23 protein-coding genes are annotated in these 24,708 nt (G+C 61.6%); 21 read left to right on the top strand and 2 right to left on the bottom strand.

What is annotated here, in order from left to right:
- Entirely contained in the window at positions 1–825 is an 825-nt protein-coding gene (gene map / locus ABDB84_RS04975; RefSeq protein ID WP_345918587.1) for a type I methionyl aminopeptidase, read from the bottom strand.
- A gap of 274 nt (positions 826–1,099) precedes the next feature.
- On the opposite strand from map, the gene rpsB reads away from it, so the two are divergent.
- The 18 genes from rpsB to ABDB84_RS04885 all read left to right on the top strand — a co-directional run bounded on the left by rpsB (position 1,100) and on the right by ABDB84_RS04885 (position 18,815).
- Positions 1,100–1,852: a 30S ribosomal protein S2 gene (gene rpsB, locus ABDB84_RS04970; protein ID WP_345918586.1), complete on the top strand. Its 753-nt coding sequence runs from the start codon at positions 1,100–1,102 to the stop codon at positions 1,850–1,852.
- 121 nt (positions 1,853–1,973) lie between these two features.
- A complete protein-coding gene (gene tsf / locus ABDB84_RS04965; protein ID WP_345918585.1) occupies positions 1,974–2,867 on the top strand; it encodes a translation elongation factor Ts in 894 nt (297 codons plus the stop codon).
- A 112-nt stretch (positions 2,868–2,979) separates the two neighbouring features.
- Positions 2,980–3,693: a UMP kinase gene (gene pyrH, locus ABDB84_RS04960; protein WP_345918584.1), complete on the top strand. Its 714-nt coding sequence runs from the start codon at positions 2,980–2,982 to the stop codon at positions 3,691–3,693.
- Between the two features lie 54 nt (positions 3,694–3,747).
- Positions 3,748–4,305 carry a ribosome recycling factor gene (frr, locus tag ABDB84_RS04955; RefSeq protein WP_345918583.1) on the top strand — a complete coding sequence of 186 codons (558 nt, stop codon included), beginning with the start codon at positions 3,748–3,750 and terminating at the stop codon, positions 4,303–4,305.
- A gap of 116 nt (positions 4,306–4,421) precedes the next feature.
- Entirely contained in the window at positions 4,422–5,204 is a 783-nt protein-coding gene (gene uppS / locus ABDB84_RS04950; protein ID WP_345918582.1) for a polyprenyl diphosphate synthase, read from the top strand.
- Complete coding sequence (locus ABDB84_RS04945) at positions 5,197–6,006, top strand: phosphatidate cytidylyltransferase (protein ID WP_345918581.1); 810 nt, start codon at positions 5,197–5,199, stop codon at positions 6,004–6,006. The genes uppS and ABDB84_RS04945 overlap by 8 nt, the downstream gene beginning before the upstream one ends.
- A gap of 5 nt (positions 6,007–6,011) precedes the next feature.
- The gene (ispC, locus tag ABDB84_RS04940) at positions 6,012–7,205 is read left to right on the top strand and encodes a 1-deoxy-D-xylulose-5-phosphate reductoisomerase (protein ID WP_428715070.1); all 1,194 of its coding nucleotides are present in this window, start codon (positions 6,012–6,014) and stop codon (positions 7,203–7,205) included.
- A gap of 5 nt (positions 7,206–7,210) precedes the next feature.
- Entirely contained in the window at positions 7,211–8,587 is a 1,377-nt protein-coding gene (gene rseP / locus ABDB84_RS04935; protein WP_345918579.1) for an RIP metalloprotease RseP, read from the top strand.
- Positions 8,587–10,884 carry an outer membrane protein assembly factor BamA gene (bamA, locus tag ABDB84_RS04930; RefSeq protein ID WP_345918578.1) on the top strand — a complete coding sequence of 766 codons (2,298 nt, stop codon included), beginning with the start codon at positions 8,587–8,589 and terminating at the stop codon, positions 10,882–10,884. Before rseP ends, bamA begins: the two co-directional genes overlap by 1 nt.
- Before the next feature lie 11 nt (positions 10,885–10,895).
- Positions 10,896–11,402 carry an OmpH/Skp family outer membrane protein gene (locus tag ABDB84_RS04925; protein ID WP_345918577.1) on the top strand — a complete coding sequence of 169 codons (507 nt, stop codon included), beginning with the start codon at positions 10,896–10,898 and terminating at the stop codon, positions 11,400–11,402.
- Positions 11,399–12,427: a UDP-3-O-(3-hydroxymyristoyl)glucosamine N-acyltransferase gene (gene lpxD / locus ABDB84_RS04920; protein WP_345918576.1), complete on the top strand. Its 1,029-nt coding sequence runs from the start codon at positions 11,399–11,401 to the stop codon at positions 12,425–12,427. Before ABDB84_RS04925 ends, lpxD begins: the two co-directional genes overlap by 4 nt.
- Positions 12,428–12,432: 5 nt before the next feature.
- Entirely contained in the window at positions 12,433–12,870 is a 438-nt protein-coding gene (fabZ, locus tag ABDB84_RS04915; RefSeq protein ID WP_345918989.1) for a 3-hydroxyacyl-ACP dehydratase FabZ, read from the top strand.
- Positions 12,867–13,637, top strand: a complete 771-nt coding sequence (lpxA, locus tag ABDB84_RS04910; RefSeq protein WP_345918575.1) for an acyl-ACP--UDP-N-acetylglucosamine O-acyltransferase — start codon at positions 12,867–12,869, stop codon at positions 13,635–13,637. The genes fabZ and lpxA overlap by 4 nt, the downstream gene beginning before the upstream one ends.
- A gap of 18 nt (positions 13,638–13,655) precedes the next feature.
- Positions 13,656–14,795: a lipid-A-disaccharide synthase gene (gene lpxB / locus ABDB84_RS04905; RefSeq protein WP_345918574.1), complete on the top strand. Its 1,140-nt coding sequence runs from the start codon at positions 13,656–13,658 to the stop codon at positions 14,793–14,795.
- Positions 14,792–15,376 carry a ribonuclease HII gene (gene rnhB / locus ABDB84_RS04900; protein ID WP_345918573.1) on the top strand — a complete coding sequence of 195 codons (585 nt, stop codon included), beginning with the start codon at positions 14,792–14,794 and terminating at the stop codon, positions 15,374–15,376. The genes lpxB and rnhB overlap by 4 nt, the downstream gene beginning before the upstream one ends.
- A gap of 6 nt (positions 15,377–15,382) precedes the next feature.
- Positions 15,383–16,174 (top strand): TrmH family RNA methyltransferase, encoded by a 792-nt coding sequence (locus ABDB84_RS04895; RefSeq protein WP_345918572.1) that lies wholly within the window; start codon positions 15,383–15,385, stop codon positions 16,172–16,174.
- A 222-nt stretch (positions 16,175–16,396) separates the two neighbouring features.
- Positions 16,397–17,905: a dienelactone hydrolase family protein gene (locus ABDB84_RS04890; protein WP_345918571.1), complete on the top strand. Its 1,509-nt coding sequence runs from the start codon at positions 16,397–16,399 to the stop codon at positions 17,903–17,905.
- 118 nt (positions 17,906–18,023) lie between these two features.
- A complete protein-coding gene (locus ABDB84_RS04885; protein WP_345918570.1) occupies positions 18,024–18,815 on the top strand; it encodes a MipA/OmpV family protein in 792 nt (263 codons plus the stop codon).
- Between the two features lie 11 nt (positions 18,816–18,826).
- Here the strand turns inward: ABDB84_RS04885 and ABDB84_RS04880 are convergent, their stop codons facing one another.
- Positions 18,827–19,753 carry a malate dehydrogenase gene (locus ABDB84_RS04880; protein WP_345918569.1) on the bottom strand — a complete coding sequence of 309 codons (927 nt, stop codon included), beginning with the start codon at positions 19,751–19,753 and terminating at the stop codon, positions 18,827–18,829.
- A gap of 307 nt (positions 19,754–20,060) precedes the next feature.
- Here ABDB84_RS04880 and fdnG point away from each other — a divergent pair, with 307 nt between their 5' ends.
- From fdnG to ABDB84_RS04865, 3 genes are read left to right on the top strand one after another with little or no spacing between them, the layout of a single operon-like run.
- Positions 20,061–23,147 carry a formate dehydrogenase-N subunit alpha gene (fdnG, locus tag ABDB84_RS04875; protein WP_345918568.1) on the top strand — a complete coding sequence of 1,029 codons (3,087 nt, stop codon included), beginning with the start codon at positions 20,061–20,063 and terminating at the stop codon, positions 23,145–23,147.
- Positions 23,148–23,158: 11 nt separating this feature from the next.
- Entirely contained in the window at positions 23,159–24,076 is a 918-nt protein-coding gene (fdxH, locus tag ABDB84_RS04870) for a formate dehydrogenase subunit beta (protein WP_345918567.1), read from the top strand.
- Positions 24,076–24,696 carry a formate dehydrogenase subunit gamma gene (locus tag ABDB84_RS04865; protein ID WP_345918566.1) on the top strand — a complete coding sequence of 207 codons (621 nt, stop codon included), beginning with the start codon at positions 24,076–24,078 and terminating at the stop codon, positions 24,694–24,696. The genes fdxH and ABDB84_RS04865 overlap by 1 nt, the downstream gene beginning before the upstream one ends.
- Positions 24,697–24,708 lie beyond the last annotated feature (12 nt).

The following is a 24,708-nucleotide window of genomic DNA, read 5'->3' as shown; positions in this document are numbered from 1 at the left end:
TCAGCTGGCCAGGCGGATGCCGGCGTCGCTGACCAGGGCCGGCATCGCCGGTGCGCCAGCGGAGACCGTGAGCACCTCGGCGCCCTCGGCGGTGACCACCAGGGTGTGCTCCCATTGGGCGGAAAGCGAGCGGTCGCGGGTGACGATGGTCCAGCCATCGGGCAGCTCGGAGATCGCTGCCTTGCCGGCGTTGATCATCGGCTCGATGGTGAAGATCATGCCTTCGCGCAGGGTCAGTCCGGTGCCGGGGCGACCGTAGTGCACCACCTGTGGCTCTTCATGGAATTTACGGCCGATGCCATGGCCGCAGAATTCGCGGACGACGGAGAATCCCGCCCCTTCTGCATGGCGCTGGATGACATGGCCAATGTCGCCCAGCGTGGCGCCCGGCCGCACCTGGGCGATGCCCAGCCACATGCATTCAAAGGTTACCTGACACAGCCGCTTGGCGAGGATGCTGGCGTCGCCGACGATGTACATGCGGCTGCTGTCGCCGTGGAAGCCATCCTTGATGACGGTGACGTCCAGATTGACGATGTCGCCCTTTTTGAGCGCCTTGGGGCCGGGAATGCCGTGGCAGACCTGGTGGTTGATCGAGGTGCAGATCGACTTGGGGTAGGGCGTGTAGCCGGGCGGGCAGTAATTGAGCGGCGCCGGAATGCAGCCCTGCACGTCGACCATGTAGCTGTGGCAGAGGCGGTCGAGCTCTTCGGTGGTGACGCCCGGCACGACATAGGGGGTGATGTAATCCAGCACTTCGGAGGCCAGGCGGCCCGCCACGCGCATCTTCTCGATTTCTTCCGGGGTCTTGATGACGACACTCATGCTGCGGTACAGGTCAATTCAGCGAAAGGTTTCAAGGCTAGCCTAGATAGCAGATGGCGGCAATGCCAACCTTGAGTCAACGCCCGCTTCGCTGCTACAATAGCGGGCTGTGTCGTATCGCCAGCTGATTTTGCTTGGCAGGTGGGGCACAAATTCGCACGTCGGCGGTATCGGGTTCGTTCTGGCAGAGAGGTTCTGGCAGGGCGCAGGAGCATGGCTTTGGGAGCATGCAACCGCGGGCGGAGGACAAACCCTGTAAATCTGGAGTATCAAAATGGCTGTAACCATGCGTCAAATGCTGGAAGCCGGTGTCCACTTCGGTCACCAAACGCGCTTCTGGAACCCCAAGATGGCCCCGTATATCTTCGGTCATCGCAACAAGATTCACATCGTCAATCTGGAGAAGACCCTCCAGAAGTACAACGAAGCCATGGCCTTCATCAAGCGCCTGTCGGCCAACAAGGGTACCGTGATGATGGTCGGCACCAAGCGCCAGGCGCGCGAAATCGTTGCCGAAGAAGCGCAGCGCGCTGGCCTGCCGTATGTCGATGAGCGCTGGCTCGGCGGCATGCTGACCAACTTCAAGACGGTCAAAGGCTCGATCAAGCGCCTCAAGGAAATGGAACAAATGTTCGAGGAAGGCTCGCAAGACCGCCTCTCCAAGAAAGAAGCCCTGATGGCCAAGCGCGAACTGGACAAGCTGCAAAAGTCCATCGGCGGCATCAAGGACATGAACGGCCTGCCGGACGCCATCTTCGTGATCGACGTCGGCTACCACAAGATCGCCATCACCGAAGCGAAGAAGCTGGGCATCCCGGTCATCGCCGTGGTGGATACCAATCACACGCCTGAAGGTGTGGATTACGTGATCCCGGGTAACGACGACTCCTCGCGCGCCATCCGTCTGTACGCTCAAGGCGTCGCCGATGCCGTGCTGGAAGGTCGTAACAGCATCGTGCAAGACATCCTCGCCGCAACCTCTGACGAGTTTGTCGAAGTGGAAGAGGGCGCCGCTGCACAAGCGTAATCGCAGCCGCTGAAAATTGCAGCCGGAGGCGTTGGGGTTCATCCCCGGCGCAACCGGCTGTTTCGTATAAGGTGCTGCTCGACCGGGCAGCGAAATGTAATTCAAGAATCTAGGAGCAAGCATGGCGGCAATTACCGCAAGCATGGTGGCTGAACTGCGCGCAAAGACCGACGCGCCGATGATGGAATGCAAGAAGGCACTGACCGAAGCTGACGGCGATCTGGCCAAGGCCGAGGAAATCCTGCGCGTCAAGCTCGGCAACAAGGCCAGCAAGGCGGCCAGCCGTGTCACCGCTGAAGGCATTGTGGCTACCTACATCTCGGCTGACGGCAAGCTGGCAGCCATCGTTGAAGTGAACTGTGAGACCGACTTCGTCGCCAAGAACGACGACTTCCTGGCGTTCAGCAAGTCGGTGGCCGAACTGGTCGCGACGCAAAACCCGGCTGACGTGGCTGCGCTGTCGGCACTGCCGCTGCAAGACTCGACGGTGGATACCGTGCGTACCGCCCTGGTCGGCAAGATCGGCGAGAACATCAGCGTGCGCCGCTTCCAGCGTCTGGAAGCCAAGGGGGCTGCTGCACACTACATCCACGGTGGCGCCAAGGTTGGTGTGCTGCTGGATCTGGTCGGTGGCGACGAAGCCCTGGCCAAGGATATCGCCATGCACATCGCCGCTAGCAAGCCCAAGTCGCTTGACGCGTCGGGCGTGCCGGCCGAGCTGATCGACACCGAGCGCCGCGTGGCGATCGAAAAGGCCAAGGAAGCCGGCAAGCCGGAAGCCATGCTGGAAAAGATCGCTGAAGGCACGGTGCAGAAGTTCCTCAAGGAAGTCACCCTGCTGAGCCAGCCCTTCGTCAAGGATGACAAGCTGACCATCGAGCAGCTGCTCAAGTCCAAGTCTGCTTCGGTGACGGGCTTCACGCTCTACCTGGTTGGCGAAGGCATCGAGAAGAAGGTCAACGACTTTGCAGCGGAAGTGGCAGCGCAAGCAGCTGCTGCGGCACAAGCTCGCTGAACACGCTTGCGCGGACGCAAAGTCCGCGCGCGTGCTTGCCGGATCATGTGCGCTGCGGCGCGGCGTGATCCGGCCGAACACAATCTGACTGACGATTTCTACAGGGGAAAAGATGGCTGCCGCCTACAAACGCATTCTGCTCAAACTCTCCGGTGAAGCCCTGATGGGCGATGATGCCTACGGCATCAACCAGTCCGTCGTTTCCGGCATCGTGGCCGATGTGGCGGCCGTGGCAGCCCTCGGTGTGGAAGTTGGCATCGTCATTGGTGGCGGCAACATCTTCCGTGGTATGGCCGGCGCTGCGTCGGGCATGGACCGCGCAACGGCCGACTACATGGGCATGCTTGCGACGATCATGAATGCGATGGCGCTGGCCGATGCTTTCGGTCACGCTGGCGTGGTGGCGCGCGTGCAATCGGCGCTGCGCGTCGATCAGGTGGTCGAACCCTATATCCGCGGCAAGGCGATCCGCTACCTCGAAGAAGGTCGCATCGTCATCTTCGCGGCAGGGACCGGCAACCCCTTCTTCACCACCGATACGGCTGCGGCGTTGCGCGGCAGCGAAATCGGTGCGCAGATCGTGCTCAAGGCGACCAAGGTCGATGGGATCTACACTGCTGACCCGAAGAAGGATCCGACGGCGACGCGTTACACCACCCTGAGCTTCGATGAGGCCATTGCACGCAATCTGCAGGTGATGGATGCTACGGCCTTTGCCTTGTGTCGCGACCAGAAGTTGCCGATCAAGGTGTTCAGCCTCTTCAAGTCCGGCGCGCTGCAACGCGTGGTGGCGGGTGAGGACGAAGGCACGCTGGTGCATGTTTGAGGCTTTGGCGCACAATCGGGCGCCGCAAGCGGACAGGATATTTGGGGTAAGAAGATGATTTCCGAGCTCAAGAAGAACACCGAAGCCAAGATGCAGAAGTCCATCGAGGTACTCAAGAACGATCTGGGCAAGATCCGCACGGGTCGCGCCCATGCCGGCATTCTCGATCATGTCATGGTCGACTACTACGGCTCGCCGACGGCGGTGCCGCAAGTGGCGAACGTGACCCTGATGGATGCGCGCACGCTGAGCGTCCAGCCTTGGGAAAAGACCATGGTGGCCAAGATTGAAAAGGCTATCCGCGATTCCGATCTGGGGCTCAATCCCGCTGCGATGGGCGACATCATCCGCGTGCCGATGCCCGCGCTGACGGAAGAGCGTCGCCGCGACATGATCAAGATCGTCAAGACCGAAGGCGAGAACGCCAAGGTGGCGATCCGCAATCTGCGTCGCGATGCCAATTCCACGCTCAAGGATGCGGTCAAGGCCAAGGAGATTTCCGAGGACGAAGAGCGCCGCACGCAGGACGAAGTCCAGAAACTGACTGACAAGCACATCGCTGAAGTCGACAAGCTGCTCGCCCAGAAGGAGCAGGACCTGCTGCAGGTCTGACGTGTGCTGCAGCCCGCTTTGTTCGCTGCGGGCTGCACAGTTTGTTGATGTGTGCATGTTTTCGCTGCATGCCGTTTGCGTAGTGAAGTCCAGTGGCGATCCAGCGGAGTCCGCTCATGTCCTTGTCGAGTTTTTTCAGCTCTACCCAGGCAATTCCGGCTGATGCCGCAATTCCCCGTCATGTCGCCATCGTGATGGACGGTAACGGGCGTTGGGCCAAGAAGCGCTTCCTGCCGCGTGTAGCGGGCCATAAGCGTGGCGTGGATGCGGTGCGCGCCGTGGTCCGCCGCTGCATCGACCGTGGCGTCGAACATCTCACCCTGTTTGCCTTCAGCTCCGAGAACTGGCGCCGTCCGGCTGACGAAGTCTCATTCCTGATGAGTCTTTTTCTCAAGGCCCTTCGTGACGAAGCCGAGCGCATGCATCGCAAAAACATCCGCTTGCGCATCATTGGTGATCTTTCACGTTTCGACCCGGTACTGATCGCCACCATTCAGGAAGTGGAGGCCAAGACTGCGGCCAATACGGCGCTGACCCTGTCGATTGCTGCCAACTACGGCGGCCGCTGGGACATCCTCAATGCGGTCAATCGCATGATCGCCGCCCAGCCCGACAAGCGTGAGGGCTACGAGGAGGCCGATCTGGCGCCTTACCTCAGCCTGGCCGATGCGCCCGAGCCGGATCTGTTCATCCGCACCGGCGGCGAGCAGCGTGTTTCCAACTTCCTGCTTTGGCAACTCGCGTACACCGAATTTTTCTTTACTGATCGTTTGTGGCCGGATTTTGACGAGGCCGCGTTCGATGAAGCCATCCTGTCCTTTCAGAAGCGCGAGCGTCGCTATGGCCGGACCAGCGAACAATTGAAGACCGTTCCCGAAGGTAATACCAGTCATGCTTAAGACCCGTGTCCTCACCGCGCTGGCCATTGGGCTGTTGTTCGCGGGCGCTTTGTTTGGCCTGCCGGATCAGTGGTGGGGCTGTTTTGTTGCCTTCATCGTGTGGTTGGCCAGTGGTGAGTGGGCGCGGCTGGTCAAGGCCAAGCTGATTGAGCGCCATATCTTTGGCGTGGCTGCCGTGGTGCCGGTGGTGGCATTCGGTTTCACGCCCGCCGGCTTTGAGACCCAGCTGCTCGGCGGCGCAGCTTATGTCTGCGCCCTGGCGATGTGGTGCTTCTCGGTGCCGGTGTTCCTGCGCTACCAGTTGCGTCTGGATGGCTTTTACGCACGCTTCATGTTCGGTCTGGTGGCTCTGGTGCCCACCGCGCTGGCGCTGATCGAATTGCGTCGCGGTGCGCCCCTGCGTTTGCTGGCCTTCATGGCGCCGGTGTGGATCGCCGATATCGCCGCCTATTTCGTTGGCCGCGCCTGGGGGCGTACCAAGCTGGCGCCCAATATCAGCCCGGGCAAAACCCGCGAAGGCGCGCTTGGCGCACTCGTGGCGGTGCTGATTTACGCGCTTTTACTGCATCTTTGTGTGCCAGCGGTGGCAAACTGGTTGAACCTGTTCGCCGTGCTGGTGATTGCCGTGATCTATACAGGTCTGAGCATTGAGGGCGACCTGTTCGAGTCCTTGCTCAAGCGTCAGGCCCAGCTCAAGGACAGCGGCACCTTGCTGCCTGGGCACGGTGGGGTGCTGGACCGGATCGACAGCTTGCTCTCGACCCTGCCGCTGGCCGCCTTGCTGTGGCTGATTTTTTCCTGAACCCGATGAGTGCAATGCAGAAACAGGTACTGACGATTCTCGGCGCAACAGGCTCCATCGGCGTCAGTACGCTGGATGTGGTGGCGCGTCACCCCGAGCAGTTCGAGGTGTTTGCGCTCAGCGGTCACGCCCAGGTCGAGCGTCTGGCGGAGCAGTGCCGCCGTTTCACGCCGCGCTTTGCGGTGCTCGGTGCGGCGGCCGAAGCGGCGCAGCTGCGCGCCTTGCTGGGCCCGCAGTCGGTCACCGAAGTCTTGCACGGTGCCGCCGCGCTGGATCAGGTGGCGGCTGCGCCGGAAGTGACGACTGTGATGGCGGCGATTGTCGGCGCTGCCGGGCTGTCCTCGTCGCTGGCCGCTGCGCGTGCCGGCAAGCGCGTCCTGCTGGCCAATAAGGAAGCGCTGGTGATGGCCGGCGAAGTGTTCATCGACACCGTGCGTGCCGCCGGTGCCACGCTGCTGCCGATCGACAGCGAACACAATGCGATCTTCCAGTCCCTGCCGCGTGGTTTTGACTACGGCCTGCGCCACTGCGGCGTGCGCCGCATCGTGCTGACTGCTTCGGGCGGGCCCTTCCGTCAGACGCCGCCGGAAGCGCTGGCGGCGATGACCCCGCAGCAGGCCTGCGCGCACCCGAACTGGGTGATGGGGCGCAAGATTTCGGTCGACTCGGCGAGCATGATGAACAAGGGCCTGGAAGTCATCGAGGCGAGCTGGCTGTTTGGTCTGGATGCTTCGCGCATTGATGTGCTGATCCACCCCGAGAGCGTGATCCACTCGATGGTCGATTACGATGATGGCTCGATGCTCGCGCAACTGGGCAACCCCGACATGCGCACGCCCATCGCTCATGCGCTGGCGTATCCGGCGCGTATCGATTCGGGTGTTGCCAGTCTGGACCTGACGCGTATCGGCAAGCTCAGCTTCGAGGCGCCGGACCTGCAGCGCTTCCCTTGCCTGCGTCTGGCTTACGAAGCGCTGCGTGCGGGCGGCAGTGCCGCCACGGTGCTCAACGCCGCCAACGAGATCGCTGTTGAAGCTTTTCTGGCTGAACGGCTGCGCTTTGATCAGATCGCCCAGCTGGTGGAGCGAGTGCTCGCGAACCATCGCGTCGAGCACTTGTCCGAGCTGGAGGCCGTCATCGAGACGGATGCGCGCGCTCGTCTTGAGGCGCGTCAGATCGCACATTCACTGGAATCCTGAGCACCATGCAAATCCTCCAGTACCTCGTAGCATTCTTCTTCGCGCTGGGCGTTCTGGTGGTCGTGCATGAGCTTGGCCACTATCTGGCGGCGCGTGCGTGTGACGTCAAGGTACTGCGTTTCTCCTTTGGTTTCGGCCGTGTGCTGTGGTCGCGCCGTGCCGGCGCTGATGCAACAGAGTGGGCGATCTGTGCCTTTCCGCTGGGGGGCTACGTCAAGATGCTCGATGAGCGCGAGGCCGAGGAAAGCATTGCGCCGAGCGAGCTGGCGCGCGCTTTCAATCGCAAGAATGTCTGGCAGCGCATCCTCATCGTGATCGCCGGGCCGCTGGCCAATTTCCTGCTGGCCATTGCGGTGTACTGGGTGCTGTTCATGGCCGGGCATCATGAGCTGGTTTCGGTGATCGGTCCGGTCAGCCAGGACTCTCCGGCGGCTCGGGCAGGTTTGCAGGCAGGGGATCGTGTCACGGCGGTCAATGGCGATGTCGTCAAGTCCTGGAGCGATCTGCGCTGGGCGGTGATGGACGCGGCGCTCGACGGCCGCAGCCTGCAACTGGACGTTCGCAAGGAGGATGGCACGCATGCACGGCGTAGTCTGTCGTTGGCTGGGGTGAGCATCGATGACCGTCAGCCCGATCCGATGCAGCAGGCTGGTTTGTCGCTGCCCGTGCCGCCGATTCCTGCGGTGATCGGCAAGGTACTTGAAGGCAGCCCTGCCGCCGCGGCAGGCTTGCAGGCAGGGGATCGAATCTTGGCGATTGACGCGCAGCCGGTGACTTACTTCCAGGACTTCGCTGAGCGTATTGCAGCGCTTCCTGGCCAGTCGGTGAGCTTGCGCGTACAGCGTGGCAGTGCAGAGATGCAGATTGGCGTGCAGGTGGCGGCACAGAAAGACAGCAAGCCGCTGCGTGGGCGCATTGGCGTGGCTGTGCAGCCGCAGCCGGGGGCGGCGGATAGCTTCATCGAAGCCGTCAGCTATGGGCCACTGGCGGCGATGTCGCATGCACTGGATTCAACCTGGAATACGACGGTGTTCAGCCTGAAGGTGATGTGGCGCATGGTGCGCGGTGAAGTCTCGCTGCGCAATGTCAGCGGCCCCCTGACCATCGCCAGTTACGCAGGGCAGAGTGCCCAGGCGGGCATCGAACCCTATGTGAGCTTTATCGCCCTGATCAGTATCAGTCTGGGCGTGCTCAACCTGCTGCCGGTGCCGCTGCTGGATGGTGGGCACTTGCTGTATTATGTGGCTGAAATCATACGCGGCAAGCCGCTGTCGGAGCACCTCATGGAGCTCGGACAACGCTTCGGGCTGGTGTTGCTCGCCGGCCTGATGCTGCTGGCTTTTTTCAACGATATCAATCGACAGTTTTCCGGCCTGGGCTGATGACCAAAACAATTCTCTCGGCAGTTGTTGCTGCCCTGTTTTCTCCTATTGCTTTCGCCGTTTCACCGTTCGTGGTGAAGGATATCCGGGTGGAGGGTGTGCAGCGTGTTGAGGCCGGGACGGTGTTCAACTATCTGCCTATCCGCATCGGCGATACGGTCGACGATCAGCGCATCAGCCAGGCCCTCAAGGCCTTGTATGCCACCGGGTTTTTCAAGGATGTGCGCATCGAGTCCGACGACAAGGTGCTGATCATCGTTGTTGAAGAGCGCCCGGCCATTGCCAAGATCAGCGTGACCGGCAACAAGGAATTCACCAACGATGTGCTGCTCAAAGGCTTGAAGGAAGCGGGTATCTCGGAGTCGCAGACCTTTGACCGTTCCGTGCTCGACCGTGTCGAGCAGGAAATCAAGCAGCTCTATCTGACCAAGAGCTACTACAACCTCAATGTGCGCACCACGGCCTCGCCGCTGGAGCGCAATCGCGTGGCGATCAATATCGAGATCACCGAAGGCGAGATCGCAACCATCAAGCAGATCCGCATCATCGGCGCCTCGGCCTACCCCGAGAGCAAGCTGCTCGGTCTGATGACACTGACCACCACCGGCATGTTCTCGTGGTGGACCAAGAACGATCGTTACTCGAAGCAGAAGCTGCAGGGCGATCTGGAAGAGATCCGTTCCTGGTACCTCAACCACGGCTATGCCGATTTCAATATCGACTCCTCGCAGGTGTCGATCACCCCCGACAAGCGCGATGTGTACATCACAGTTGCGATCAGCGAAGGGCAGCCGTACACGATTTCCTCGGTCAAGCTGGCCGGTGAGTTCCTGGTGCCGGAAACCGAACTGAGCAAGTACCTGACCATCAAGTCCGGCGAGATCTTCTCGCGTGACCGCCTCAACGAAGTGGCGCGCAAGCTGGGTGATCGTCTGGGCAATGACGGCTACGCCTTTGCCAACGTCAATCCGCTGCCTGAGCTGGACAAGGACAAGCGTACGGCCAACGTGACCTACTTCATCGACCCGGGCCGCCGTGCGTATGTTCGCCGCATCAACATCGTCGGCAACAACAAGAGCAATGACGAGGTGATCCGCCGCGAAGTGCGCCAGATGGAAAGTGCCTGGTACGACCGCGAGCGTGTCGAGCGTTCCAAGGTGCGTGTCGAGCGTACGGGCTTTTTCGAAGAAGTGACGGTCGATAACGAGCCGGTGCCGGGCACCAATGACCAGGTCGATCTGAACCTCAAGGTCAAGGAGCGTAGCACCGGTAACCTGTCGCTGGGCGTGGGCTATTCGCAGACCGAAAAGATGGTGCTCAGCGCCGGCGTGTCGCAGAACAATCTGTTCGGTACGGGCAATTCGTTGAGCTTCCAGGGCAGTACCGGCCGCGTCAATCAGTCGCTGAATCTCGCCTACACCAATCCCTACTGGACTCAGGACGGTGTCAGTCGCAGTTTCAACGTCTATCAACGCAAGGTCGACACGGGTGAGACGACGATTGGCCGCTACGCCACGCGTTCGTTTGGTGCGGGCGTGAGCTTCGGCGTGCCGGTGACTGAAGATGACAGCATTAGCTTTGGCGCTTCGCTGGACAAGACCGACGTCAATATCTTCGACAACAGCCCCAACAAGTACAAGGACTTCGTGAACCAGAACGGCAAGTCGGCGACGACCTTGCTGAGCTCGGTGGGCTGGGCGCGCGACAAGCGTGACAGCGTGGTGTATCCGACGGCGGGCACCTACCAGCACGTGTATTCCGAACTGGCCTTGCCGCCGGCGGATTTGCGCTACGCACGGATCGGCTACTCCAGTCAGTATTTCACGCCGGTGACACAGAACGTTACGCTGATGCTGTCCAATGAATTTGGCTGGGCGGCGGGTTACGGCGGCAAGTCGCTGCCGTTCTACAAGAGCTACTATGCGGGTGGCATCGGTTCGGTGCGCGGCTTCCGCGACTCCTCACTGGGCCCGCATGACACCGACTCCTCGGGCAACCGCACCAGCGAATCGCTGGGGGGCACGCGTCAAATTACCGGCGGTGCTGAGTTGCTGTTCCCGATGCCAGGTCTCAAGGAGAAGGATCGCAGCCTGCGCCTGAGCACCTTCCTTGACGCCGGGAATGTCTGGGGACCGGGCGAGAAACTCCGCCTGACCGATTTGCGCGTGGCCTATGGTTTCGCCATGAGCTGGGCATCGCCGATTGGTCCGATGAAGTTCAGCCTGGGCTTCCCGCTCGTCAAGAAGACGGGTGACGACACGCAGAAATTCCAGTTCCAGATCGGCCAGATCTTCTGATAGGCACCGCCTTGAAGCGCTTCTCGCTCATCCTTCTCGCTTGTCTGCTGGCCACGCCTGCGCTGGCGGTCGATTTCGTGCGCGTGGGCTTCGTCAACGCCGACAAGCTGATGCGTGAGTCGGCGCCCGCACAGCGGGTGCAGAAAAAGCTCGACAAGGAGTTCGAGAAGCGCGATCAGGATCTGCAGCGTGTCGCCAAGCAATTGCAGACCATGCAGGATGCGCTGGAAAAGAACTCCCTGTTGATGCCCGAGACTGAGCGGCGCGGCAAGGAGCGTGAGTTCAGCGATCTCAATCGTGATTTCCAGCGGCGTCGCCGTGAGTATCTCGAAGATCGTAACCAGCGCCAGAGTGAAGAAATGGCCGGCGTGCTGGAGCGCGCCAACAAGGCCATCAAGCAGGTTGCCGAAGCAGAGAAGTTCGATCTGATTGTGCAGGACGCGGTGTACTTCAACCCGCGTATCGATATTACCGACAAGGTCATCAAGCTGTTGGCCGATCCCTCTTCTTCAAAATGAGCCTGAGTATCCGCAGTATCGTCGACGCACTGGGCGGCGACATTTCCGGTGACGAGCGCGTGCTGATCACGCAAGTGGCGCCGCTGGACCGTGCTGGCGCCGACGAGATCGGTTTTGTCGTGCATGCCAAATATCGCAAGGCGCTGGAGAGTACCGCTGCCGCAGCGGTGATCCTGCCGCGTAGCCTGGCGGGCGCATGGCCCGGCACCAGCATCGTCGTTGATGATCCTTATCTGTACTTCGCCCGCGTGGCGCAGTTGCTCAATCCGCCGAGCCAACCGTACCAAGGCGTGCACGCCAGCGCAGTGGTGCTCTCCGAGCTGCCCGCCAGCGTCAGCGTGGCGCCGTTGGCTTTTGTCGGCGAAGGCTGCGAGATCGGTGAAGGCGTCGTCATCGGCCCCGGTAGCGTGGTCGAGGCGGGCGCGCGCATCGGCGCCAACACCTTGCTGCACGCGCATGTGGTGGTCTATGCCGGCAGCCAGATCGGCGCGCGCTGCATCCTGCATTCGGGTGCGGTGATCGGCGGTGACGGCTTTGGGTTTGCGCGACGCAAGGACGGCAGCTGGGAAAAGATTCCGCAAATCGGCCGCGCGATCATCGGTGATGATGTCGAGGTCGGTGCCAATACGACGATTGATCGCGGCGCGCTGGACGATACGGTCATCGGCTCCGGCGTCAAACTTGATAACCTGATCCAGATCGCCCATAACTGCGAGGTGGGTGATAACAGCGCCATGGCGGCTTTTGCCGGCATGGCGGGCAGCTCCAAGCTCGGCAAGCGTGTGATGGTGGGGGGCCAGGCCGGCATCATGGGGCATATTGAAGTGGCGGATGATGTGGTGGTGTCCAGTCGCTCGTTCATGAGCAAGTCGGTGAGCGAGAAGGGCATGTACACCTCGACCATCCCCGCCATCGAACACCACGACTGGCTGCGCAATGCCGTGCACATCAAACATCTGGACGAGATGGCCAGCCGTCTCAAACAACTCGAAAAACGATTGAAAGAACTGGAGAGCAAGTCGTGAGCGCGATGGACATCCTGGAGGTCAAGAACTACCTCCCGCACCGTTACCCGTTTCTGCTGATTGATCGTGTCGAATCACTTGTCGTGGGTGAAACCATTCACGCCTTGAAGAACGTCACCATCAATGAAGAGTTCTTCAATGGGCACTTTCCGCACGCCCCCGTCATGCCGGGCGTGCTGATTCTTGAAGCGATGGCGCAGGCAGCTGCGATCCTCTCGTTCAAGACGCAGAACATGATTCCCGACGAGAACTCGGTGTTGTACTTCGCCGGCATCGACAATGCGCGTTTCAAGCGCCCCGTTGTGCCTGGTGATCAGCTGCGCTTCGAAGTGTCGATCCAGCGCACCATGCGTGGCATCTGGAAGTACAAAGGTGTCGCCCGCGTCGACGGTGAAGTGGCTGCAGAAGCCGATCTCATGTGCGCAATCCGGCAAAATCCATGATTCATCCGACCGCGATCATCCACCCCAAGGCTGAGCTGGGCGAGGGCGTCAGCGTCGGGCCGTATTCGATCATCGGCGAGCATGTGCGCATTGGCGACGGCACGCGTGTGGCGTCGCACGTGGTCATCGATGGGCACACCACGATCGGTCGTGACAACCAGATCTTCCAGTTCTGCTCGATCGGCGAAGTGCCGCAGGACAAGAAGTACAAGGGTGAGCCGACCTTGCTCACCATCGGTGACCGCAATGTCATCCGTGAGTACTGCTCGTTCAACCTCGGCGTGCCGGGCGCGGGCGGGCTGACCAGTGTCGGCAGCGACAACTGGATCATGGCCTACGTGCACATCGCACACGATTGTCATGTCGGCAATCACACGACTTTTGCCAACAACGCGACCCTGGCCGGCCACGTCATCGTTGGCGACTGGGTCACGTTGGGCGGTTTTACCGGCGTGCATCAGTTCGTGCGTATTGGTGCTCACAGCTTCTGCGGCGTCAGCACCGTGCTGCTGCAGGATCTGCCGCCCTATGTCACGGCCTCGGGCAATCCCTCGGCACCGCATGGCATCAATAGCGAAGGTCTCAAACGGCGCGGTTTCACGCCCGAAGCGATTGCGCAGATCAAGCGTGCCTACAAGGTGCTGTATCGCCAGGGCCTGACGCTCGATGAGGCACGTGCAGCGATTGCCGAGATGGCCAGCCAGACGCCCGAGCTGAAGGTGTTCAGCGATTTCATCGCTGAATCCGGCCGCGGCATCGTTCGCTGACCCGCGCGGAGGCTCTTCATGCGCATTGCCATGGTGGCGGGGGAAGCTTCGGGCGATTTGCTGGCCAGCCATCTGATGCGCGCCTTGCGCCAGCATCTGCCGCAGCTCAAGTTCTGCGGCATCGGTGGCCCGAAGATGGAGGCGGAGGGCTTTGAGGCCTGGTGGCCGGCCGAGACCCTGGCAGTCAACGGCTACGTCGATGCGCTCAAGCGCTATCGCGAGCTCTCCGGCATCCGCAAGCAAGTGCTCAAGCGCCTCAAGGCGGATCCGCCGGATCTCTTCATCGGTGTCGACGCGCCGGACTTCAATCTCTGGCTGGAAGAGAAACTGCGTGGCGCAGGCGTGCCGACCGTGCATTACATCAGCCCCTCGATCTGGGCCTGGCGTGGCAAGCGCGTGTTCAAGGTCAAGCGCGCAGCCGATTGCGTGCTATGCCTGTTCCCCTTCGAACCGGCCTTGTACGCCCGTCACGGCGTGCAGGCGCACTTTGTCGGCCACCCGCTGGCCGACGAATTCCCGCTGCATTCTGATCAAGCCGGCGCGCGCGAATTGCTGGGCCTGGCGCCCGATGCGCGCATCGTGGCGATGCTGCCGGGTAGTCGCAATGGCGAGGTCAGCCGTCTGGCTGACAGCTTTGTCGCGACGGCACAGCGCCTCTATGAGTCGGATAGCACACTGCGTTTTCTGGTGCCGATGGTGACGCGTCACACCCGCGAGATTTTCGAGGCGGCGATCTACCGCGCGCAGGCGCAGGATCTGCCGATCCGCATCCTGTTCGGGCATTCGCATGACGCGATGCGCGCTGCCGATGTGGTGCTGGTGGCCAGCGGCACGGCGACGCTGGAGGCGGCCCTGCTCAAACGCCCGATGGTGATTGCCTATCGTCTGGCGAATCTGTCCTACCAGATCATGAAGCGCCTGGCCTATCTGCCTTACGTCGGCTTGCCCAATATCCTCGCGCGCGAAATGCTGGTGCCGGAATTCATCCAGGACGCCGTCGATCCGGCCGCTATGGCGGCAGCCATCGAGAAATGGCTGTACGACCGCGAGGCCTGCCGTGCGCTGAGCGAGCGCTTCGATACCATGCACCAGAGCTTGCGACAGGGCCATGCCGAGCGCGCTGCGCAGGCCATTCTGCCCTTGCTGAGACGCCGATGATGCTCGTCTGCGGCGTCGATGAAGCCGGCCGTGGCCCGCTCTGCGGTGCGGTCGTCGCGGCAGCGGTGATCCTCGATCCGGCGCGGCCGATTGCCGGCCTGGCGGATTCCAAGAAGCTCTCCGAAGCGGCGCGTGACCGACTCGCGCCGCTGATCAAGCGCGACGCACTGGCCTGGTCAATTGCCGAGGCCAGTGTTGAAGAGATCGACCGGCTCAATATCCTGCATGCCACCATGCTGGCGATGCGCCGCGCCATCGAAGGCCTGTCCCGGCAGCCGGGCGAAGCGCTCATCGATGGCAATCGCATACCGCCGGGTTTGCAGATGGCGGCGCGGGCGATTGTCAAAGGCGATGCCACCGAGCCGGCTATCTCCGCCGCCTCCATTCTGGCCAAGACGCATCGCGATGCCCAGCTGGTGGCTTTGCATCAGCAGTATCCAGAATACGGATTCGAGCAGCACAAGGGCTATCCGACGGCCATGCATCTTGAGGTGCTGGCACGTCTGGGGCCGACACCGCATCACCGCCTGAGTTTCGGCCCCGTGCGCGCAGCCGTGTCGCAGAAGCGTTTGTTCGACTGAGCCGCGATGAAGCTCATCCAGTCTCGCGACAATCCGCTCTTCAAGCATTTGCGTGCACTGGTCGAGGATGCGCGCTATCGCCGCGAGCAGGCTGCGAGTCTGCTCGATGGCGATCACTTGCTGCGCGCAGCTCTCGATGCCGGCATTGCGCCACGCCGCGTGGTGCTCGGCGCGCGCGCCCAAACGCAGGAACTCGTCACGGCCTTGCTCGAACGCCTGCCGCCCAGCTGCGAGCTGCTTGAACTCTCCGACGCCTTGCTGCGCCAGCTCAGCCCGGTTGAAACGCCCAGCGGCGTCCTGGCCGAGATCGCGCTGCCTGTTCCTGCTGCCGTATCGTTTGCAGGCGCGACGGGCGACATCCTGTTGCTCGAAGGCGTGCAGGATGCCGGCAATCTCGGCACGCTGTTGCGCACTGCGGCGGCGGCCGGTATCCAGCAGGTGTTCCTGAGTGCGCAGTGCGCGCAGGCCTGGTCGCCGAAGGTTTTGCGCGCGGGTATGGGCGCACATTTCGTGCTGCAGATCCACGAGCACGTTGCCTTGGATGAGCTGCTGGCGCAATGGCCCGGCGAGATCCTTGCCACAGCGCTGGACCCGCGTGCCGAAAACCTCTTTGCCATCGATCTGCGTCCCCCCGTCGCCTGGATGTTTGGTTCGGAAGGGCGCGGACTCAGTGCCGGAGTGCTGGCGTGCGCCACGCGTCTGGCGCAGATCCCGATGGCCAGCGGGACCGAGTCCCTCAACGTGGCGGCTGCTGCTGCGATCTGCCTGTTCGAGCAAAGACGCCAGCGCAGCCAATAGACGCGTCTTGCAGGGGCTTGGGCGTGGATCAAAGCGCGGGGTGCGCGCTTCCTGATATGCTGATGGCAAAACCATGACAAGCTGAATTGGGGAGGAGCAATGCGCTGCCGTTTCTTGCGGATTCTGTTCGTTTTTGTCTTGAGCTTCGCGGGCGCTGCGCCGCTTTGGGCAGCGCCTGAATTATGGACGCTGGCCACGCGTAGCGATGAGGAGGGCAAAGCGGTGAGCCTTCCGGTGCTCGCTGATCTGCCCGCCGTGCGGCCCAGCGCAGTGCTGATTTCCTTCGATACCGGCAATACCAAGGATCTCATCAAATACGAAGGCGGTGCAGTCAGTTATGGCCAGCCGACCACGCCGCTGAACCGCGTACGCCAGCGTCTGCTGGACAAGGGAATCGCCATCCTGACGCCCGCTGCGCCATCGGATCGCAGTGGCGGCATCGATTTCAACTGGCGCGAAAGCTACACGCATCTACGCGATATTGAGGCGCTGGTGGCGGAAGCGCACAAGCGCTTGCCAGGTGTGCCGGTGGTCCTCCACGGTTATATTGCGGGCGCCACCTCGCTCATTTACGCTGCGCGAGAGCGCATATCGGGTGTTGATGGCTATGTCATTACCAGCGGGCAGCTGGGGATTCACCGTGATGACTCACTGAGCGGCATCAAAACGCGTGGTCTGGTCATCCAGCCGCTCAGTCATTGGTGCGATCTCACGCCCACGCCGGAAGCGCGTGAAGTTGCGGCCGCTGCGCATTGGCAGTTTGTCGGGGCGGGGCACGCGCGCCCCGAGCGACAGCCGCGTTGCGTGACCAATTCCAATACCGGCCTGGTCGGTCTGGATGCAGAGTATGCCGATCTGCTCTCGCGCTGGATCGCAGGTGAATCGGCGCCGGCAAGCCTGGGGGCCAATCCGGCAGCACTCTCCTATGACGAATCGGTGTTCATGGTGGAAGGGGCGAGCCGGGGCTTGTTCGGCAAAAACAAAATTGAAGTGAGCGTCTTTACACCGCCAGGGAAGGGGCCTTTCCCCTTGCTGGTCTTCAATCATGGTGACGTGGAGGATTCGCCCAGCCTGCGGCGGCATCTGCGGTTTCGTGACATGGTGATGGCCAATGAATTCCTGGCCATGGGTTTTGTCGTTGCGATTCCCGCACGCCCGGGCGTTGGCCGTTCAGATGGCATCTACCGGCGTTTTTCCGGCTCCGGTGGCATCTTTATCGGGCCCGCGACGGGCCTGCTCGAAAAAGGCAAGGCACACCTGCAAGAGGGGTTGGCCGCCTTGAATTTCGTGCGCGGTCTGCCGCAGGTGGATGCAAGCCGCGTGGTGATGGCAGGGCAGTCTGCCGGCGGCTTTGCGGTTGCCTGTCTGGGGCTGATGGAACCACCGGTCGAAGGCGTCAAGGCGATCATCAATTTCTCGGGTGGCCGTACCGATACGCCCACCGGGGAGACCGCCAAAGGCCTCAATGAGGGCATGGTGAGTGTCTTTGAAGTGTTGGGCAAGAGCATTACACCGCCCTCGTTATGGATCTTCGCTGAGAACGATAGCCGCTATACGGCCGAGACCATTCGCGCCGCGTACGCGGCGTACGCTGCCGCAGGCGGACAGGCGAAGCTGCTGCTGTATCCGGCGATAGCGCGTGATGGGCATTTCATCTATCACCAGCCTGATAAATGGCGCGCAGAGACACGTGCATTTCTCGCCTCACTTGGTTTGCTGAGCGCGCCCTAGCGCTTGCCGGATCAGCTTGTTTGCGTGGCGGGCTGAACCATTCGGCGGCATTGTGGCCAAAGTCCGCAGCGTAAGGTCGGTCGCACAGGGTGGCCGCTGCGCAGACAGGAATCGACTTATGACTATCCGGGCTTTCTTTACGCGTGCTGTGTTTGGCGCGCTGTGCTTCACATCTTTGAATGTTCAGCTGCATGCCGCCGAGGCGAGCAGCGAGCCCGTCAGCAACGCCGGCCCGAGCGCAGGCTGGGGCCTGGGGCTTGGCCTTGGCGTGCAGAAAAAGGCTTATAGCGGTGCCGATACCCGACTCAAGGTGTTGCCGAACTTCTACTACGACAACCGCTGGGTGCGTGTGGCGGGGACCGGGATTGACGTGAAGGCCGGCAGCCTTGGCGCCGTTTCTTTTGCCTTGCGCACACGTCTTGCGCTGGGCGATGGCTATAAATCATCCGATGCCGACATTCTGGATGGCATGAACAAGCGCAAGGGCAGTGTCTGGGTTGGGCCAAGCCTGCTGTGGCGCACCGCGCTGGTCGATGTGGCGGCCGAGGCGCTGATGGACGCTTCCGCGTACAGCAAGGGCACGCAGGCTTCCTTGAGTGTGGCGCACAGCTTCCGCCAGGGGCCCTGGAGTCTTGAGCCGCGTCTGTCGATGAACTGGTTGAGCGCCAAGTATGTGGATTACTACTACGGCGTCGAGGCCGCCGAAGCGAGGCTTGACCGGGCTGCCTATGATGGTCGTGCGACGCTCAACCTGAGCACTTCGCTGCGCCTTGGCTATGCCATCGACAAGCATCAATCCCTCTCGCTTGACGCTGGCGTTCGTCGCTTGGGCAACAGCATCGTCGATAGCCCGCTGGTGGACAAGCGCACCCAGCCTATCTTCGGCATGGGCTACATGTACCGCTTCTGAGCAGGATGGCTTCAGGTCAGCGCCAGCAATTGGCGCAGGTGCTGCTCTGAAGCCTTGAATGCAGCCTGTTCCTCGGCCGTGAAGGTATAGGCGAGGATCTTCTGCACGCCTTGGCGATTGACCACGCAGGGCACGCTCATGACCAGATCAGCGACGCCGTATTCGCCTTGCAGCAAGGTGCCGACCGGCAATACGGAGTGCTCGTTGGCTTCGATGGCGCGGATGATGCGGAACACCGCGGCGGCAATGCCGTGATTGGTATTGCCTTTGCGCTCGAAGATGCGAAAGCCGGCATCCAGCGTTTGCTGGCGGATCGCGGCCTTGTCGAGCAAGGGCAGATCGTTGAGGCGGCAGTAGCTATCGACATCGAGCCCGCACACATTGCACAGGCTCCAGGGCACGAAGCCGGTGGCGCCATGGTCGCCGAGCAGGTAGCCGACGATGTTCTTCGGGTCCAGCTGCAGATGCTCGCTGATGATGCGCAGCAGACGCGCCGTATCGATCAAGGTGCCGGCTGAGATGAGGCGCTGGCGCGGGTAGGATGAGGCGCGCAGCATCACCTGGGTCATCACATCGACCGGATTGGTGACATTGATGACCACGGCGCCGGGCGAATGGCGTTCGACATCGGCGATGATCGTGCGCATGATGCCGCTGTTGATGCGCGTCAGGTCGTCGCGCGTCTGGCCCGCTTGCAGCTGGGCGCCCGCGGTGATGACGACGATATCGCTGTCCGCCGTGGCGGCGTAATCGCCGGCGATCAGCGCCGGGTTCTTGGTGTAGGTGAAGGCCGTGGTGTGGGCAAAGTCCCATATCTCGGCTTCGGCCTTGGCATGGTTGCGGTCGACCGCAACAATCTCGCTCACCCCGCTCAGATTCAAAAGATAGCCGACGATCTCGGTGCCGACGGCACCCATCCCGATCACTGAAACCTTCATGGACTGACTCCTGATCTCTCTGTCCGCGTGTTGTCCCGCGCACCGATGGACGCAGGGCTTGGGTGCACTGTACGCCTTTGGCGACAGCAATTCCCGCGCGCAAATGCAGGGGCTTTTTCGCGCAGGCTGCGCGGAAGCTGCTGCCGCGTAACGGGTTCAATTTCGGTGTTCTTTGCGCTGGATCAAGTCTTGTGCGCGAGCTGGCCGCGATGCAGCCAGTAGACTCGAATTCCCATGATGAAAGTACGGATATGCCTGAGCGGCACGCGTGTGACTAAATTCCGCTGAGCGATTCGGGAGAGATCTTATGACGACAGAGAGCGTGTCGACTGCGGGCGTCAAGCTCAGTCGGCGGCAGTTTTTCAGGGTTTCGGCAGCCGGTGTGGGGACGACCGGTTTGGTGGTGATGGGCGTGTCGCCGAACGAGGCGCGTGCCGAAGTGCGCCAGTACAAATTGCTGCGTGCGCGTGAGGTTCGCAATACCTGTACCTACTGTTCGGTCGGTTGCGGTTTGCTGATGTACAGCATGGGCGACGGTGCGAAGAACGCCAAGGCCGAGATCATGCACATTGAGGGTGACCCCGATCACCCGGTTAGTCGTGGCGCGCTGTGTCCCAAGGGCGCCGGCTTGCTCGACTTTGTGCACAGCCCCGGCCGCCTCAAGTATCCCGAAGTGCGCGAAGCAGGCAGCAGCGAATGGAAGCGCATCAGCTGGGACGAGGCCATCGGCCGCATCGCCAAGCACATGAAGGCTGACCGTGACGCCAATGTGCAGGAGAAGAACGCGGAGGGTGTTCCGCTCAATCGCTGGACCAGCACGGCGATGCTGACGGCGTCCGCATCCTCCAATGAAACCGGCATCCTGACGCAGAAGTTCATGCGCTCGCTGGGCATCGTGGCGACCGATGCGCAGGCGCGCGTCTGTCACGGCCCGACAGTCTCTGCGCTAGCTTCGACCTTCGGCCGTGGCGCAATGACCAATAGCTGGGTCGACATCAAGAACGCCGACTTCGTGCTGGTGATGGGCGGCAATGCGGCTGAAGCGCATCCGGTGGGCTTCCGCTGGGCCATCGAGGCGATGAAGCAGCGCGGCGCCAAGATGGTCGTTGTCGATCCGCGCTTCAACCGCACGGCTTCGGTAGCGGATCACTACGTGCCGATCCGCGCCGGCTCCGACATCGTCTTCCTCGGCGGCATCATCAACTGGCTGATCGCCAACGACAAGATCCAGTGGGATTACGTCAAGGCTTACACCAATGCCGATGCCATCATCCAGGAAGGCTACGGTTTCGACGAAGGCCTGTTCTCCGGCTTCGATGCGGAAAAGGGCAAGTACGACCGCGCCAGCTGGAACTACGAGCTGGATGCCAAAGGCATCATCAAGTCCGACCCGACGCTGCTGCACCCGCGCTGCGTGTGGAACCTGCTCAAGGCACATTACGCGCGCTACACGCCCGATGTGGTCAATGACATCACCGGCAGCCCCAAAGAGGGCTTCCTCAAGGTCTGCGAATTGCTCGGCGAGACGGCGGCCGCCAACAAGGCCGGCACCATCCTCTACGCGCTGGGCTGGACGCAGCACACCACGGGTTCGCAGAACATCCGCACCATGGCGATGATCCAGCTGCTACTGGGCAATATCGGCATGCCGGGTGGTGGCGTCAATGCCTTGCGCGGCCACTCGAACATCCAGGGCTTGTCGGATCTGGGCCTGCTGTCGACCTCGCTGCCCGGTTATCTGACCTTGCCCAACGAGAAGCTTCATCCGACCTTTGACGCTTATCTTGCGCAGACTACGCCCAAGCCCTTGCGTGAGGGCCAGCTCAATTACTGGGGCAACACGCCCAAGTTCTTTGTGAGCCTGATGAAGTGGTTCTGGGGCGACAAGGCTACCAAGGACAACAACTGGGGCTACGACTGGCTGCCCAAGTGGGACAAGTTGTACGACGTGCTGCAGATCGTCGAGCTGATGCACCAGGGCAAGATCAATGGCTTCATTGTGCAGGGCTTCAATCCTTCGGCGTCCTTTCCTGATGCGCACAAGGTCTCGGAGTCTTTCGCCAAGCTCAAGTACATGGTCATTATCGATCCCATCGCGACCGAGACTTCGACCTTCTGGAAGAATCAGGGCGAATCCAATAACGTCGATTCCGCCAGCATCCAGACCGAAGTGTTCCGCCTGCCGTCGACCTGCTTTGCCGAGGAAGATGGCGCCATCGTCAATTCCGGTCGCTGGTTGCAGTGGCACTTCAAGGGTGCCGAGCCGCCGGGAGAGGCGAAGTCCGATCAGGAAATCATCGGCGAGATTTTCGTCGCGCTGCGCGATCTCTATCGCAAGGAAGGCGGCAAGCTCGCCGAGCCCATCCTCAATCTCGCCTGGGCTTATCGTGATCCGAAATCGCCGACGCCTGAAGAGCTGGCCAAGGAACTCAATGGCCGCGCGCTGGCCGATATTCCCGACCCGGCCGACAAGACCAAGGTTCTCGTCAAAAAGGGCGAGCAGCTGCCGGGCTTTGCAAGCTTGCAGGACGATGGCAGCACCAGCTGCGCCTGCTGGATCTTCTCCGGCTGCTGGACCCAGGCCGGCAACCAGATGGCGCGTCGCGACAATACTGACACCGGGCTGGGCAATACGCCGGGCTGGGCCTGGTCATGGCCCGCCAATCGCCGCATCCTCTATAACCGTGCCTCATGCGATCCGGCCGGCAAGCCTTGGGACCCGGCGCGCAAGCTGATCAGCTGGAATGGCGAGAAATGGGTCGGCGCCGATGTGCCGGACTTCAAGATCGACGCCTCGCCTGAGTCGGGCATGAGTCCCTTCATCATGAATGCAGAAGGGACCGGGCGCCTGTTCAGCGTGGACAAGCTGGTCGATGGGCCATTCCCCGAGCACTACGAGCCGATGGAGTCGCCGATCGGCACCAATCCGCTGCATCCCAAGGTCATCAGCAGCCCGGCGGTTCGCATCTTCAAGACCGACCGCGAGCGACTCGGCACGGCGAAGAACTTCCCGTATGTGGGCACGACCTATCGCCTGACCGAGCACTTCCAGTTCTGGACCAAGTCGGTGCGCCTCAACGCGATCGCGCAGCCCGAGCAGTTCGTCGAGATCAGCGAAGTGCTGGCGGGCGAGAAAGGCATCAAGGCGGGCGACTGGGTCAAGGTCAGCTCCAACCGTGGCTTCATCAAGGCGCGTGCGGTGGTGACCAAGCGCCTGAAGCCGCTGACCGTGAACAAGCAGACCGTGCACCAGATCGGCATTCCGCTGCACTGGGGCTGGGAGACGGTGGCCAAGAAGGGCTACCTCACCAACATCCTGCCGCCGGCTGTGGGTGACTGCAATACGCAGACGCCTGAGTACAAAGCCTTCCTCGTCAATCTGGAAAAGGCCTGAGGACGCACATCATGCCATTGCAATCTCTCGACATCCTGCGTCGCTCGGCCACCACGACGCCTTCCACCCAGGTGCGCAGCCCGCTGGAAGTGGCCAAGCTCATCGACGTTTCCTCCTGCATCGGCTGCAAGGCCTGCCAGGTTGCCTGTTCCGAATGGAATGACATCCGCGCCGAAGTCGGCAGCTGCGTCGGCGTCTACGATAATCCGACCGATCTGTCGGCCGATGCCTGGACGGTGATGCGTTTCACCGAAACGGAAGAAAACGGCAAGCTTGAATGGCTGATCCGCAAGGACGGCTGCATGCACTGCGCTGATCCTGGCTGCCTGAAGTCCTGCCCCTCGCCGGGCGCGATCATCCAGTACAAGAACGGCATCGTCGACTTCAACGAAGAAAACTGCATCGGCTGTGGCTACTGCGTGACCGGCTGCCCCTTCAATATTCCGCGCATCTCGAAGGAGGACAACAAGGCCTACAAGTGCTCGCTGTGTTCGGACCGCGTTGCCGTCGGTCAGGAGCCTGCCTGCGTGAAGACTTGCCCGACCGGCGCGATCCAGTTCGGTAGCAAGGAAGACATGAAGGAAGTCGCCGCCGAGCGCGTGGCGCAGCTCAAGAAGCGTGGTTACGACAATGCGGGGCTTTACGACCCGCAAGGCGTGGGCGGCACGCATGTGATGTATGTGCTGCATCACGCGGACAAGCCCAATCTCTACGCTGGCTTGCCGGACAACCCGAGCATCAGTCCGCTGGTCTCGCTGTGGAAGGGCTTTGCCAAGCCGCTGGCGACCTTGGCGCTGGCCGGCGTTGCGCTGGGGAGTTTGTTCCACTACGTGATGGCGGGTCCGAACGAGGTCTCGAAGGAGATCGAAGACGAGATCGAAAACGAAGATGCACTTGAGAAGGCCAAGGGCAAGAAGGAGGAAGCGTAATGATCCGCGATCCGAAAGACCTCAAACGCTATACCGCGTCCGAGCGGGCCAATCATTGGGTGATCGGCATCTGCTTCATCCTGCTGGCACTCTCCGGCCTGGCCTTTTTCCATCCGGCCTTTTTCCCGCTGACGATGCTGTTCGGCGGGGCGGTGTGGGCGCGCATCCTGCACCCCTTCATCGGGGTCTTGATGGCGATTGCCTTCTTCATCATTTTTGCGCGCTTCTGGAAAATCAACCGGATGAGCAAGGTGGATGTGGAGTGGCTCAAGCGCGCCAACGAGATGGTGACCGGCGACGACCACAACATGCCGGAGCAGGGCAAGTACAACGGCGGACAGAAAGCCCTGTTCTGGTCGCTGGGTGTCTGCATGACGCTGATGACCCTGTCGGGCTTTCTGATCTGGCGCGCCTATTTTGGCTTTGACATCAACCTCGTGCGCCTGGGGGCGGTCGTGCACAGCGCAGTGGCGGCGGTGATGATCGCCTTCATCATGGTGCACGTCTATGCCGCGATCTGGGTGAAGGGCACCGTGCGCGCCATGTGGTACGGCACGGTCACGCGTGCCTGGGCCAAGCAGCATCACCGCGCCTGGTATCGTCAGGTGACCGGCAAGTAGCCTGCGCCGGAG

This window comes from Uliginosibacterium sediminicola (assembly GCF_039631295.1).
Classification (GTDB): domain Bacteria; phylum Pseudomonadota; class Gammaproteobacteria; order Burkholderiales; family Rhodocyclaceae; genus Viridibacterium; species Viridibacterium sediminicola.
The sequence above is the reverse complement of the archived record's forward strand: the minus strand, read 5'-3'. Positions and strand labels throughout refer to the sequence as shown.